The sequence below is a fragment of the Ensifer sp. LC384 genome, from assembly GCF_001695865.1.
Lineage (GTDB): Bacteria > Pseudomonadota > Alphaproteobacteria > Rhizobiales > Rhizobiaceae > Ensifer.
The window spans coordinates 33,260-46,441 of sequence record NZ_MBST01000015.1 but is presented as its reverse complement, the minus strand read 5'-3'; the positions used below and the strand labels follow the sequence as shown (position 1 = coordinate 46,441).

The window sequence follows — 13,182 nt, the reverse complement described above, 5'->3', positions numbered from 1 at the left end:
GCATGTCGATCATCCCTGCACCCTGCCATCGCATGACTTTTGGCCCCTCGTTTCGGCCGAGGCGAAATTTCATGTTGCAGGGCGTGGGTGAAGCGTGTATCTCCGGCGCCGTTGGCACGGAGTGTAGCGCAGTCTGGTAGCGCATCTGGTTTGGGACCAGAGGGTCGGGAGTTCGAATCTCTCCACTCCGACCACTTTATCTAATTGAAATCATTCGAACCCCTTGCGCCGTAAGGCTTTTAGCCCATATTGACGTCACAAACCACGTCACAAATGGGCCTTCGAATGGCTGGAAAACCTCAGCACTGGAAAGAACGAAACGGGCGCTACTCGGCGCGAGTCGTTATCCCTCCCGCACTTCGCCCCTATCTCGACAACCGGGCTGAACTCGAAATTCAGCTTGGCGGCGACCGCCGCACGGCCCTTCGGAATCACGCCGCTGCCGTCGCATCGATCCAAAGACAGATTGGAATCGCCCGGCACAAGCACGAGGCGGCGAACGGCAACGCACCGAAAGCCGCCCCTTATGCTCTCACAACGCAACAGATCGCCCTTCGCGACTATCAGAGCCAAATCACCTTCGATGCAGAGATTCGACAGCATGATTACCGTTATGCGCAAGACGGTATCGACGCTGACGAAGGACGCCGGTTCCGCGATGGTTTCGCCGGACGTCTTAGCGACGACGAGCTAGAGGAACTGGTCGGCGCTCGGCTGGAGCGCGCCCGCCTTGCTGGCAACACCGACACCGTGAAGGGAACCCCGGAATGGCGAGCGCTGGCGCAAGCCCTTTGCGTCGCTTCCTATGAGGCCATGCTTCGGCAGGACGAGCGCGACGAAGGTGTTTTTAACGGCCAGCCCGTGCACCCCCTGCTTGTCGAGGCGATAAAGGAGGTCGAGGAACAGCCGGAAGATGCGTCACCTTTTCATGCCGTGACCTTTGCCGACGTGATCACGGAACAGAAGCGCCTAGCGTCCATCGGTCTCAGCCGTCCGAAATCGGAAGCGACCTTGGATAAGTATGGAACAGCGCAAGCCGACTTCGAAGACTTCCGAAAGAGCAAGAGCGTTGCCACAATCACGCTGGCCGATGGTAAGGCATGGCGCGACCACATGCTCACGGATGGAAACCTATCCCGTAAGACGGTCCACGACAAAATCACCATCATCCGGTCATTGATGAATGAGGCGAACCGGCAAGCTGAAAACAAGATGTTCCCAGGCGGCGACCCATGGACGGCGCTAGAACTGCCGGTGGTGGAAAAGGGCGATAGCGCCGACCGAACCTATTCTCTGAAGGATGCGCGGCATTTCCTTGAATTTGCTCGCACTGCTACCCGTGCAAGTTTCCGCTGGATACCTTGGATCATCGCCCATACCGGCGCACGCGTGAACGAAGTGACCCCGCTAGAGAAGCGCGATATCTCCGAAGTTGAAGGTCATTGGTTCATTCATATTCGTGTCGGCAATGGCCGGACGACTAAGACTCACAAGGCCCGAAAAGTGCCGGTGCATAGGGCGCTAATCAAAGAGGGATTTGTCGAATGGGTGAAAGCACGGCCAGACGGCAAGCTCTTTCCGGGTGGGAAGAACGAAGACCAGCGTCTTCGCGAATGGATACATGAGAAAGTCTTTCCGAACCGGGATGACTTGCCGCCGCCGAACCACGGTTTTCGCCATCTGTTTGAGGACGCCCTTACGACGGGTGGAATTACCGAACGGGCGGCCCGTTACATCACTGGCCGCTCTTCCGGTTCCTCTGCCGACGATTACGGCGGCAGCGATGTGAAGCTGGTCGAGATTGCGAGGCAAATGGACAACGTTCGGGACATCCTTCCTTCTGCTCCGGAACCAACCAATCAGAATTCGTGATCAATAGGCAATAAATCATCACTTTTGATGATTTAAGGGATTCACAGGCGAATCTGAGTGTGGGACAATATTCCTAGATTAATGGGAGTATTGTCCTTAATGGGAATTTGGACTGAGGTAAAAAGCAAGATCGGTTTTGACGGGCGCAAAGCTTACGCCCTGTCTGATCCTGCTATTTCAGAGCTTTTCGGCGTTCGCTCTACCGTTTCGGGCGTGAACGTCGGCGGCATGTCAGCGCTTTACGTTCCTGCCGTAGCGCAAGCCGTCCGGTTGATTTCCCAAAGCGTCGGCTCTCTTCCCGTAAAGCTTTACCGCGAGACGAAAGATACCAAGCAGGCGGCAGAGGATCATTCCGCCTATCGCATCGTGCACCGCCGCTCCAATGCATGGACGGGCCCGATTTGGCTTCGCACCCAACTGACCGCCGAAGCCCTCATTTACGGGAGCGGCTTCGCCCGCGTCGTGCGCTACCCGGATGGGCGCCCGTTCGAATTCATCTATCTGAAACCGGGAACTGTCTCGATTATCGAAGACACACCCGCCGCACCTCCGGTCTACCGCGTCACTGAAGACGGCGGCACCACAGATTACCCGCACACCGAAATCCTTCATATCCGATCCTTCCTTGGCCGGTCGCCTGTAGCATTCGGACGCGAGGCTATCGGCCTTTCCGCCATTCTTGAGCGTGATGCCGCCCGTCTATTCGGCAGCGGTCGAATGCCCCGTGGCGTGATCGAAGACCCGGAGAAGGTGCCGGAGAATACAGGGGGCGCGCAGCGCCTTTTCAACGTCCTGAAATCTTGGCGGAAGTGGCAGGAATCAGAGAACCGGGAACCCCTCTATCTGGACGGTGGGCGCAAATTCGTTTCGCAAACAATGCCTTCTACCGACGCGCAGTTCCTTGAAAATCGCGTGTTCCAGATTGCCGACATCGCACGCGTCTTCGGCGTTCCGCCGCATCTGCTTTTTGAGATGAGCCGGGCGACCTGGAGCAACGCCGAACAGATGGGTGCGTCCTTCCTTCAGCTTTGCCTTCGCCCGTGGCTGGATACGTGGACGGAAGCACTCGCAACCGTCCTTCTGACCGAAGACGAACACGACAGCTACTACTTCGAGTTTGTCACTGAAGACCTCATGCGCGCCGACGCGGCGAGCCGCACCGCGAACATGACCGCCCTTGTGACAAACCGGATCATGACGCCGAACGAGGCGCGCGCGATCCAGAATATGCCGCCCCTCCCAGACGGCAACGAACTTATCAATCCCCATACCACCAGCAGCGCCGCGCCAGCGTCGGTTGCGGCGAAGGAAGCCGCGTGAGCCGATCATCTTTCGACATCGCTACAACGATTCTGAAATCGAACATGCCAGAGAAGGCCCAGCTTGCAGCGCGACGAGTTCTTGCCGCTCGTCTCGACCTTGAACTTTTCCGCCCCAATGGTGCCGCCTGTAGCTCCACCGGGCGCGCCTTCCGCGCGTTGGTCGAGTTAGAGCAACGAAAACCTCTTCACGACGCATACCGCGTGTCGGTTGAGCAACTGAATGCCGCACTCAAGGAACACCCATGAACGAACACCGTGCATTCTTTGGCGACGGGGAAAAGACCTTCGCCTTCCCCTCGCGTGATCTAATTGAAGAACTTGAGCGCAAGACCGGCCAAGGCGTCGGCGCTCTGTTCCGACGCTTCCGTGGGTCCGATTACAGCTTTTCGGACGTGACTGAAATTATCCGGCTCGGACTTGTTGGTGGCGGCACCGCTCCCGCTGAAGCCGACCGCCTTGTTTCCGTTTATGCCATCGGGCGTCCGCTGGCCGAAGTCTTCGCCGTTGCCGATGGCGTCATTACCGCTCTGTTCTTCGGCACGGAGGCGATCAACGACGCTCTGCAGCAGGTGGCCGCATGATCGACGCCGCCACGCTCGAAAATCTCGAAATTAAAGCGGAAGTCTCAATTGACGACACCGGCACCGTGACCGGCACCGCGTGGCCGTTCGGCAAGCCGGACAGCTACGGCGACCTTATCGAGCCTTCCGCCTTCAGCTTCGTGCCCGAAATTCCGATGCTCATGGAACATGACGGGCGGAAGGTTGTCGGCATCTGGAATTCCTATGCCGTCACCGACAAGGGCCTTGAGGTGAAGGGCCGCCTGTTTGTCGAAGGCGTGGACCCTGCCAAGGAAGCCCGCCGCTACATGAAGGCAGGCGTCATGCGTGGCCTGTCCATTGGCTATCGCCTCCACGAACACAAGGCCCGCCCTGAAGGTGGGCGTGTTTTGACCAATCTCACCATCACCGAAATCAGCCTTTGCCGCCGCCCGGTTCACCCGGACGCCGCCGCCGAAGTCAAATCAATCATCGAAGGAAACAGCATGGAAAACGAACTGAAGAATGAGCCGGAAGTGAAGTCCGATCCGGTTGCCAGCGCCGAAGAGGTCAAGGCTCTCAAAGAAGAAATCGCCACGATGAAGGCGAAGATGAACCGCCGCCCCGCCGCCGATAACAACAACCATCCCACTGCCGTCAACGATAACGTCGAACAGAAGGCGTTCGTCTCTTATCTTCGCCGTGGTGTTGAACGTATCAGCCCGGATGAAGTCAAGGCGCTCACCGTCTCGACCGACGCCAACGGCGGATACCTGGCCCCGGAAGAATTCGGCAGCGAGCTTATCAAGCTCTTGAACGAATATTCCCCGATCCGCAGCTATGCCCGCGTCGTCAATATCTCAGCCCCGGAAATCAAGTATCCGCGCCGCGTGTCCGGCACTGCTGCAACGTGGGTGGACGAAACCGGCGACCGCACCGAAAGCGGCATGACCTTCGAACAGGTCACGCTGACCCCGTTCGAACTGGCGACCTTCACCGACGTTTCGAACCAGCTTCTCGAAGACAATGCTTACGGCCTTGAGGGCGAACTTCTTGCCGACTACGCCGAAAGCTTCGGCAAGACCGAAGGCATTGCATTCGTGAAGGGCACGGGCACCGGCCAGCCGAAGGGCATCATGACCGCTTCCGGCATCAAGGAAGTGAAGACCGGCGTTGCCGCGACTTTCCCGACTTCGAACCCCGCAGACGTGATCATTGGCATGTATCACCAGATTGCCACGTCGCACGCTCAGAACGGCGCTTGGCTCATGAACCGCAACACCCTGTCCGTTATTCGGCAGTGGAAGGACGGCACTGGCCGTTACCTTGTGCTCGATCCGATCACGGCAGGCGGCGTCATGACCCTGCTTGGCCGTCCGATTGTCGAAATGCCCGACATGGATGATATCGGCGCTGGCAAGTTCCCGATCCTGTTCGGCGATCTCTCCGGCTACCGGATCATTGACCGCGTTGGCCTTTCGACCCTTCGCGACCCTTACAGCCTCGCAGGCAAGGGACAGGTTCGGTTCCACGCCCGCAAGCGCGTCGGCGCTGACGTGACGCATCCCGACCGCTTCGTGAAGCTGAAGGTTGCCGCGTAAGCCATGAACAAGCGGCGCGCATACGAAGAAATCACCATTGTTCACGGCGGCAACGCCGTGACGCTTCGCCCCTCCCTGCGCGCCGCCACCATCCTTGAAGAACTCCACGGCATTCCGGCCTTGTTCCGGGCGTTGGACGATTGCAACCTTACGATCATTTCCGAAATGATCCTGACGATGACAAGCCGTCAGGATGCAGCGGCCTTCCTGTCTTCAATCCCCGGAAGGCCGCTTCTCCCATTCTTCCTGTCCGTTCGCGCCCCGCTGGTCGAGCTCGTTTCTATGCTCACCCCGGCGCCCGATCCGAAGGGGAAAAACCAGCTGACGATTGATAGGCCCATGACATGGGCTGAAATCTTCGCGAACTTTTATGATCGCGCAACCGGCATCCTCGGATGGACGGCAGAACAGGCTTGGAACGCCACACCTACCGAAATTAACAGGGCGTATTGGGCGCGTTTCCGCAGTGACGATAAAACCGACCCGGAACAGGCAGAGCGTAACGTCGTCGCTGGCCTTGATCCCGAATTTGACCGTGCCGGACTGCACGCACTCAAAGGCCAAGGGCGTGACCGATGAGAAAGCCACCCCGCATTTGCGCCTGTGGCGCAATCGTCCCCCACGGCCAGCTTTGTGAATGCCAGCGCACTATCCAGCGTGAGCGAAAGGCCCGGCACGATGCGCGCCGCCCTTCAGCCCGTGCCCGTGGCTATGACCACGAATGGCGCAAAGCACGTGCCGAATACCTTCAGGCGCACCCGTATTGCCGCACATGCGGAAGCCCCGCCTCGCTGGTGGATCACGTCATCCCGCACCGTGGCGACAAGCGCCTCTTCTGGCATAGGGCAAACTGGCAGCCCCTTTGCGCGCCATGCCACAACAGCGTGAAACAGCGGCAGGAGCGTGCATTGTGATGACGCCCGCCACCATCCTTGATCACGACGGTATCGGCCAGCCTATCACCGAATGGGCGCTCGATTACGGGATCACTCCAGCCATCATCATCGGGCGACTTGAGCGCGGCGCAACCATTGCTGACGCGATCACTACGCCAATGCAAATCGGCCTTGGCACCCAGCGGTTGCCGATCTTCAGCCCTGAACAACTTCCAGCCTCGCGCCGTAAAGGGACGAGCTATTGGGTAAACGGCGTGAGCAAGACACTGACAGAGTGGGCCGCACACGTTGGCATTAGCAGGACGGCCTTCCTTGTCCGGCTTGGCAGGATGCCGATTGAGGAAGCGGTAGCGCTCGCGCCCAGATCGAAAACAGCCCGCAAGCACCCGGGGGTGGTCTTGGACTTTACCCCTTCAAAGGGGACCGGCGCGGGGAAGGCTTTGGAAGAGAGGCCGAATTTAACTTTTTCACAGGAAGCAGCCGAATGACAGGCATCACGCCGGAACTGGCGAAGCAACATATGAAGGTGGATAGCACCGATGAAGACGCCTTGATCGAGCTTTACATCGAAGCCGCCGAACAATACGTGGCGAACTATGTCGGCAAGCCGCTGACCGATCTCGACCCGTTCCCGGCTGATCTTAAGTTGGCGATCCTTCGGCTTGTCGCCTTCTATTATGAGGTTCGCAACATCGCGACCTTCGGTCTGACCTCGCAGCTTGCGCCGCATGGCGTGGCCGTCGTCCTCGATAGCTATCGGGAAAGGTGGTTCCACGATGGCGAATGATGGTCTCGATAACCTCATGAGCGCCTTTGATCGCGTGAAGGCAGCACCCCGGAAGAGCATCAACAAGGCGCTCATGTCGTCGGCGGAAGAACTCGCCGCGATGCAGCGTCACCTTGCGCCCGACGATCCGGCGACCAGTGCGCCCGACCTCAAGACCTCAATTGCCGTCACCGGACCCGGAAAGGCGACCCCGCCTTACAGTCAGCCGGGCGGCTCCCGCGTGGCGGGTGAAAATGAGGTGATCGTGACCGCTGGCAATACAGACGTTCGGTATGCGCACCTTGTCGAATACGGGACCAGCAAGACCGATGCGCAGCCATTCTTTTGGCTCGCCGTTCGCCTTCTCGGCGAACGCCTTCAGCAACGCATTGACCGTGCCGGACGTAGGGCCGTGCGCGATGCATGGAAAGGATAATCCGTGGAACCCGTTCTTGCCCTTCAGACCGCCATTCGCACCCGGCTTCTGGATAAGCCGGAAGTCACGGCGCTTGTCCCGGCTGACCATATCCGCGCCGGCTCCACCCGCCCGGATAAGACGCCATGCATCGTCATGAGCGACGGCACGACGACCTTGCACGGTAACGACTACGCAAGCCAGAGCGCCGCGTGGGTTTATCTCGACCTGCATATCTGGACGCCGGATGCCGGGCAGGATGCCGCGAAAGAAATCACCGGCACCCTTGCCGCCGCCCTGTCCAAATACAATCTGCCGATTGAAGGCGGCTATTGCGACCACTTCAAGGTGACAGGAACCCGGTTCCCGCGTGATCCGAAGCCCGAATATGGGCACGGCGTCCTTTCCGTCGAAGCCCTCATTCGGTGGGTGGTCTAGTGCTCAATATCGGGAACATGGATCGCCGCATCACCATTGACCGGCAGACCGAAACCGTGAAGCCGACCGGCGACGTGGTGAAGGCATGGACGCCCGTGGCCGTGGTTTGGGCCGAAGTCCTTCAGCAGACCGCTACCGAATTTTTCACCGGCTACGGCGAGGCCGAAACCGGCACCATGATTTTCCGTGTCCGGTATCGCCCTGGCATCACCACCGCCGACCGTGTGACACACAACGGCCAGAGCTACGGCCTCAAAGAAATCAAGGAACTCGGCAGGCATGAAGCCCTTGAGCTTCGCGGCGAGGTGATCCGGTGACACACCTTCGCGGCGTGAAGCCGCCCATTTCCCGCGACAGCAACGCGTTGACGAAAGCGCCCGCCGCGCCGAGGACTCTTTCAGAGTATGCCCGTGCGGAATGGAAACGCGTCTGGCCCGGCCTTATTGAACGCGGGATTATCACCCGTGGCGATCTCGGCGGCGTCGAAGACTATTGCCGCGCCCGTGGCCTTGTTCGCGAGATTGAGGACCAGCTTCGCGCAACCGGCGAGATCGATCTTAAGTTTTGCCGCGCGCAGGATAAGGCGATGCAGACAGCGCGGCAGCTTGCGGCTGAATATGGTCTCTCGCCCGTGTCGCGTGCGCGTGTCGGTGGTGCATCCGCCGATGACGACAGCGACAACCCCCTGAAGGTGCTTTGATGGCAAGCACCTATCCCGATTGGATTTTTGACGGCAGCGATATTCCCGACCCTTTCGGCTATGGCGAAAGGGCTGTGAAGTTCCTCCGGTTGTTGAGGCACCCGAACAGCACCGCGTCGAAGTCGGCTTTCCAGCTCTACGATTGGCAGGAACGGATTGTTCGCCGCATCTATGGACCCCGACACGCGGACGGCAGGCGGATTGTTGAAACCGTGTTCTGGATGATCCCGCGTGGCAACCGCAAGACCAGTCTCGCCGCAGCCCTTGCCTTGCTCCATACCATCGGCCCCGAACGTGTCGCTGCAGGACAGGTGATCTTTGCCGCGTCCGACCGTGAACAAGCCGGGCTTGGCTTCAAGGAAGCTGCGAACATTGTCCGCATGGACAAGCGGATTGTTGCGGCGACCCGCATCTATAACGCCCATAACAGCGCGAAGAAGATCGTCCTGAATTCTGAAGGGGTCGAGCTTCAAGCCATTTCCAGCGATGGCGCGGCCCAGCATGGCAAGACGCCCGCTTTCGTCCTCGTGGACGAAATCCACGTTTGGAAGGGCCGAGACCTTTGGGAAGCCCTGAAATCCGGCATGGTCAAGACCAGCGGCACGCTTATGGTGATCGCGACGACTGCCGGGCGCGGTTCTGAAAATCTTGGCTTCACCGAATACGATTATGCCCGCAAGGTCGCGCTCGGCGAGATCGACAATCCGGCATATCTGCCGATTATCTTCGAAGCAGCGCCCGGCGACGATTGGCAGGATGAAGCCGTTTGGCATCGTTGCAATCCCGGCCTTGCCCACGGCTTCCCGAACTTGAACGCCTTGCGCACCGCTGCGAAGGAAGCAGCCGACCGGCCCGCCGAACGGTTCGCGTTTCAGCAGTTCAACTTGAATATCTGGCAGGCCCATTCCCGCGACCCGCTGTTCAACATGGCGACCTATGACGCCGGGATTGATCAGCATTTTGACCTTGTCGACCTTGCGGCGCTGCCGTGCTTCCTCGGAGTCGATATGTCCGTGAACGGCGACCTGACTGCCGTGGTTGGCGCATGGCGTCACGACGATGGCCGGATCTTCGTTCACCCGTGGTTCTTTGTGCCGGGCGATGACCTGAAGGGCCGTTCGCAGCGTGACGGCGTGCCTTATGAACAGTGGCGCGATGAAGGCTTGATTACCGTAATTGACGGCCCGGTGATCGAGCCGGAAGCTGTCGAGCAGCACATTCGCGAGATTTGCGCCGACAATGACAACGTCCAGGAAATCGCATTCGACCCGCACCTTGCCCGGATGACCATGCAGCGCCTTCATGATGACGGCTTGCCTGCAATTGAGATGCGACAGGGACCGCTCACCATGGGACCGGCCATCGGCACCCTTGAGCGCGTCGTGAATGGCTTCAATATTCGCCACAACGGGCACCCGGTCCTTCGCCATCACTTCGATAGCGTCGTTGCCAGCCGCAACGATACCGGCCTTGTGCGGATGCACAAGGGCAAGAAGACCGACCGTATCGACGGCGCTGTTGCCGCCGCCATGGCCGTGTCCCGTGCCGTTGCGAACGACAACCGCCGATCCATTTTCGACCTCGATCCCGATGAATTTGACCGGCTTCGCGACGAAGCCGAAGCCGCATAGGAGCCTATCAGATGGCAGACGACGAACAGCGCCTTTTGGTCTCGTTTGAGGCCCGCCTTACGAAATTCGAACGCGACCTTGAGCGCGGTAAGAATCGGACCCGCCGCGACTTCGGCCAGATGAAGAAGGACGCCGAAAACGCCGGTTCGGGCATCGAGAAGGCCATGGGCAATGCCATGAAGACCATGGGCGCATTCAGCAAGGGGCTGGCTGGTGGTATCGTGGGCGGGCTGGCAATCGGCGGGCTGGATGCCATCATTGGCCGCGTCACCGACCTTACAAGGGGCGTGGCGAACATCGGATCAGAAGCCAAGCGCGCCGGTCTATCCAATCGCACTTTCCAAGAACTGTCCCATGTGGCGAACCAAGCCCGCATCCCGGTTGACGCGCTTGTCGACGGAATGAAGGAGCTTTCCCTTCGCGCAGACGAATTCATTGTCACCGGAAAGGGCAGCGCCGCCGACGCCTTCGCCCGCCTTGGCTACAGCGCCACGGAACTTAAGCGCAAGCTGGCCGACCCGAACGAATTGCTTATCGAAATCATTGCCCGACTTCAGCAATTCGACCGGGCGGCACAAATCCGCATTGCCGATGAACTGTTCGGCGGCACGGGCGGCGAACGTTTCGTGGAACTCATTAGCCAAGGTGCCGACGGTATCCGGCGAGCCATCAAGGAAGCTCACGACCTTGGCCTTGTCCTTGACGACGAGGTGATTCAGCGCGCCGACGAAATCGACCGGAAGTTCTCGAAGATCACCGGCACCGTTGGCACGGCTCTAAAGAAAGCCGTGGTTGATGTCGTCGGTGCTATGGACGATTGGCTTGACCGGATGAACCGCATCGAGGAACAGACGACGCGGAACGTCCAGTCTCAGCTTCTCAGCACCTACGACAAGCTTCGCGAAGCGAAAGACCTTCTGTCCGATCTTCAGCTTGATAAGGGCATCAATCCCGACGATCCGACCATTGACCTCAACATTGATCGCCAGAAGCAGCTTGTCGAGGAATTGACCGGCGAGGCGATGAAGCTTCGCGACATTCTCGACCGGCGCAACGGCTATTCCGAAAGCTTCATCTACAAGACCGGCGAGGAAGCACGCGGCGCAAAGCCGCCGCTCGACAACCTCAACGCTACCTTGTCCGGCACTGATACCGCCGCAGGCCGCGCCGTCGCCAACATCAAGAACTTCGGTGACGCAATCCGCGCCCTGAAGAACGAAGTCCCGGAACTGGCGAAATCGCTGGCCGATCTCGACAAGAAAGCCCAAATCGAAGCCGTCTATCAGGCTGCAATCGCACGTGCGCAAGGTCAGCGCGAAATCGCCCTGGCTAACGAAATGCGCGGCAAGGCGCTTTCGTCTGTGAACCTCAAGAGCGCGACCGACGATCCGACAGGCTACCTTTCTAGCAGGCTGGCGTCCGGCAAAGCGCAGGATCACGTCAACGGCATGGCCGACGCCTTCGCGGCGAAGCTGGCGAAAATGCTGGCCTCCATGCCCGACGACCTTCGCGGTTCGGTCACGATCAACTCCGGCTATCGCTCCATTCAGCGCCAACAGGAAATTTGGCTTGATGCGTTGGAAAAACATGGATCGCCGGAAGCCGCCCGGAAGTGGGCGGCACCGCCCGGCAACAGCCAGCACAATAAGGGTAACGCTGCCGATCTCGGCTATGCGTCCGACGCTGCCCGGAAGTGGATGCACCAGAATGCAGGAAGCTTCGGCCTGTCCTTCCCGTTGTCGAATGAGAACTGGCACATTGAGGACGCCGACGCCCGTAGTAAGAACACAACCGCCGAAATTCAACGTCTGACCGACGCAGCGACTCGGCAGGCCGACGCCTATAGCCAGATCACGGCCAATGCCCGCGAATACGTCGCGGCGCAGGGCACCGAACAACAGGCGCTTGGCATGACGGCGCAGCGGGCGCAGGCGCTCCGGTATGAGCAAGAGATGCTCAATCAGGCGCAGCGAGCGGGCATCACCCTCACCCCTCAGCAGCGCGCCCAGATCGCCCAGCTTGCGCAGGGTATGGCGCAAGCGGAAGTGGCAACCGAAGGGCTTCGCCAGAAACAGGAAGGGCTTGCCGAAGCCGGGCATTTCTTCGGCTCGCAAATCACGGACGCCCTTGCCGGTCTTTTGTCAGGCACCATGACGGCGGAACAGGCGTTGCAATCCATGTTGCAAACGCTGATCAAAGTTGGCCTTCAGGCCGTTCTTATGGGCGAAGGGCCGCTTGCCGGTTTGTTCGGTGGTGGTGCTGGCGCTGGAAGTAGCGGCGGCGGTTTCGGTGGTATCCTCGGCGGCTTGCTCGGCGCACTCTTCGGCTTCGCGGAAGGGGGATACACTGGCGATGGCGGCAAGCACGAGCCGAAGGGTATCGTCCATGGCGGTGAATACGTCGTGACGAAGGAAGCCACGCGGCGGATTGGCACCCGCGCACTTGACGCGATGAACTATGGGAGGATGCCCGGCTATGCCGAAGGTGGCCTTGTCACCGGCACGCCGATGCTTTCCACGCCGGACCTTGGCAGCATGAGCGCCGCCCCGGTGCAAGCGATCTCGATTAACGCCCCTGTCACCGTCAACACGAACGGCGGCGGGACACCTGAACAGAATGCCGACCTCGCGAAGCGGATGGCCCGGCAGATGGAAGTTACAATGCGCGGCGTGGTGGCCGACGAGATGCGGAAACAGACAAGGCCCGGCAATTTCGCCAATAGCAGGAGCCGATAGACAACAAAACACCCGGCGCGTCTGACTTCGCCGGGTGTTTGTGAAAACAATTGCCGCTGCTGCTGCAATTGTCTCTATTATAGCAGGTAGAAAATCGGATGCATGGGGTTTTTCTTCTGATTTCAACGAAATAGTTCGTCAGGGCGATTGTGAACTTGCTATAATATAACCCAGAAAAGCAGCGTCTGACTTTACCTGCTTCCTGAATAGGCTGGCCTAGCCGCCGATGATTTCACGCCGTAATGTCAGACGTCGCAGGAGTGGGCT

General features: G+C 59.4%; 15 protein-coding genes and 1 tRNA gene. All 16 read left to right on the top strand.

Features of this window, described 5'->3' with window-relative positions; translation table 11 throughout:
• The first annotated feature begins 117 nt into the window (after positions 1-117).
• The 16 genes from BC363_RS13545 (at position 118) to BC363_RS13475 (ending at position 12,915) form a co-directional block, all read left to right on the top strand.
• Positions 118-194, top strand: a tRNA-Pro gene (locus BC363_RS13545).
• Between the two features lie 91 nt (positions 195-285).
• Positions 286-1,872 carry a tyrosine-type recombinase/integrase gene (locus BC363_RS13540; RefSeq protein WP_065781496.1) on the top strand — a complete coding sequence of 529 codons (1,587 nt, stop codon included), beginning with the start codon at positions 286-288 and terminating at the stop codon, positions 1,870-1,872.
• 99 nt (positions 1,873-1,971) lie between these two features.
• On the top strand, positions 1,972-3,192 hold the full coding sequence (locus BC363_RS13535; protein WP_065781497.1) for a phage portal protein: 1,221 nt from the start codon (positions 1,972-1,974) through the stop codon (positions 3,190-3,192).
• Positions 3,189-3,440 (top strand): hypothetical protein, encoded by a 252-nt coding sequence (locus tag BC363_RS13530; RefSeq protein ID WP_139110195.1) that lies wholly within the window; start codon positions 3,189-3,191, stop codon positions 3,438-3,440. The genes BC363_RS13535 and BC363_RS13530 overlap by 4 nt, the downstream gene beginning before the upstream one ends.
• Positions 3,437-3,775 carry a gene transfer agent family protein gene (locus tag BC363_RS13525; RefSeq protein ID WP_065781498.1) on the top strand — a complete coding sequence of 113 codons (339 nt, stop codon included), beginning with the start codon at positions 3,437-3,439 and terminating at the stop codon, positions 3,773-3,775. Before BC363_RS13530 ends, BC363_RS13525 begins: the two co-directional genes overlap by 4 nt.
• Complete coding sequence (locus BC363_RS13520; RefSeq protein ID WP_065781499.1) at positions 3,772-5,334, top strand: phage major capsid protein; 1,563 nt, start codon at positions 3,772-3,774, stop codon at positions 5,332-5,334. The genes BC363_RS13525 and BC363_RS13520 overlap by 4 nt, the downstream gene beginning before the upstream one ends.
• A gap of 3 nt (positions 5,335-5,337) precedes the next feature.
• Positions 5,338-5,913: a hypothetical protein gene (locus BC363_RS13515; protein WP_065781500.1), complete on the top strand. Its 576-nt coding sequence runs from the start codon at positions 5,338-5,340 to the stop codon at positions 5,911-5,913.
• On the top strand, positions 5,910-6,248 hold the full coding sequence (locus BC363_RS33480) for an HNH endonuclease (protein ID WP_083222726.1): 339 nt from the start codon (positions 5,910-5,912) through the stop codon (positions 6,246-6,248). Before BC363_RS13515 ends, BC363_RS33480 begins: the two co-directional genes overlap by 4 nt.
• Entirely contained in the window at positions 6,248-6,718 is a 471-nt protein-coding gene (locus BC363_RS13510) for a hypothetical protein (RefSeq protein WP_065781501.1), read from the top strand. Before BC363_RS33480 ends, BC363_RS13510 begins: the two co-directional genes overlap by 1 nt.
• On the top strand, positions 6,715-7,017 hold the full coding sequence (locus BC363_RS13505; protein WP_065781502.1) for a head-tail connector protein: 303 nt from the start codon (positions 6,715-6,717) through the stop codon (positions 7,015-7,017). The genes BC363_RS13510 and BC363_RS13505 overlap by 4 nt, the downstream gene beginning before the upstream one ends.
• Entirely contained in the window at positions 7,007-7,432 is a 426-nt protein-coding gene (locus BC363_RS13500; RefSeq protein WP_065781503.1) for an HK97-gp10 family putative phage morphogenesis protein, read from the top strand. The genes BC363_RS13505 and BC363_RS13500 overlap by 11 nt, the downstream gene beginning before the upstream one ends.
• Positions 7,433-7,435: 3 nt before the next feature.
• Entirely contained in the window at positions 7,436-7,849 is a 414-nt protein-coding gene (locus tag BC363_RS13495) for a DUF3168 domain-containing protein (RefSeq protein WP_065781504.1), read from the top strand.
• Positions 7,850-7,866: 17 nt separating this feature from the next.
• Positions 7,867-8,166, top strand: a complete 300-nt coding sequence (locus tag BC363_RS13490) for a phage head closure protein (RefSeq protein WP_065781548.1) — start codon at positions 7,867-7,869, stop codon at positions 8,164-8,166.
• Positions 8,163-8,549 carry a phage terminase small subunit P27 family gene (locus tag BC363_RS13485; protein ID WP_065781505.1) on the top strand — a complete coding sequence of 129 codons (387 nt, stop codon included), beginning with the start codon at positions 8,163-8,165 and terminating at the stop codon, positions 8,547-8,549. The genes BC363_RS13490 and BC363_RS13485 overlap by 4 nt, the downstream gene beginning before the upstream one ends.
• On the top strand, positions 8,549-10,180 hold the full coding sequence (locus BC363_RS13480) for a terminase TerL endonuclease subunit (RefSeq protein ID WP_065781506.1): 1,632 nt from the start codon (positions 8,549-8,551) through the stop codon (positions 10,178-10,180). The genes BC363_RS13485 and BC363_RS13480 overlap by 1 nt, the downstream gene beginning before the upstream one ends.
• Before the next feature lie 11 nt (positions 10,181-10,191).
• The gene (locus BC363_RS13475) at positions 10,192-12,915 is read left to right on the top strand and encodes a D-alanyl-D-alanine carboxypeptidase family protein (RefSeq protein WP_065781507.1); all 2,724 of its coding nucleotides are present in this window, start codon (positions 10,192-10,194) and stop codon (positions 12,913-12,915) included.
• Positions 12,916-13,182 lie beyond the last annotated feature (267 nt).

Excerpts from the sequence above, each read along its gene's own strand:
- BC363_RS13540 (WP_065781496.1), top strand. The coding sequence starts at position 286 with ATGGCTGGAAAACCTCAGCACTGGAAAGAACGAAACGGGCGCTACTCG.
- BC363_RS13535 (WP_065781497.1), top strand. The coding sequence starts at position 1,972 with ATGGGAATTTGGACTGAGGTAAAAAGCAAGATCGGTTTTGACGGGCGC.
- BC363_RS13525 (WP_065781498.1), top strand. The coding sequence starts at position 3,437 with ATGAACGAACACCGTGCATTCTTTGGCGACGGGGAAAAGACCTTCGCC.
- BC363_RS13520 (WP_065781499.1), top strand. The coding sequence starts at position 3,772 with ATGATCGACGCCGCCACGCTCGAAAATCTCGAAATTAAAGCGGAAGTC.
- BC363_RS13515 (WP_065781500.1), top strand. The coding sequence starts at position 5,338 with ATGAACAAGCGGCGCGCATACGAAGAAATCACCATTGTTCACGGCGGC.
- BC363_RS33480 (WP_083222726.1), top strand. The coding sequence starts at position 5,910 with ATGAGAAAGCCACCCCGCATTTGCGCCTGTGGCGCAATCGTCCCCCAC.
- BC363_RS13510 (WP_065781501.1), top strand. The coding sequence starts at position 6,248 with ATGACGCCCGCCACCATCCTTGATCACGACGGTATCGGCCAGCCTATC.
- BC363_RS13505 (WP_065781502.1), top strand. The coding sequence starts at position 6,715 with ATGACAGGCATCACGCCGGAACTGGCGAAGCAACATATGAAGGTGGAT.
- BC363_RS13500 (WP_065781503.1), top strand. The coding sequence starts at position 7,007 with ATGGCGAATGATGGTCTCGATAACCTCATGAGCGCCTTTGATCGCGTG.
- BC363_RS13490 (WP_065781548.1), top strand. The coding sequence starts at position 7,867 with ATGGATCGCCGCATCACCATTGACCGGCAGACCGAAACCGTGAAGCCG.
- BC363_RS13480 (WP_065781506.1), top strand. The coding sequence starts at position 8,549 with ATGGCAAGCACCTATCCCGATTGGATTTTTGACGGCAGCGATATTCCC.
- BC363_RS13475 (WP_065781507.1), top strand. The coding sequence starts at position 10,192 with ATGGCAGACGACGAACAGCGCCTTTTGGTCTCGTTTGAGGCCCGCCTT.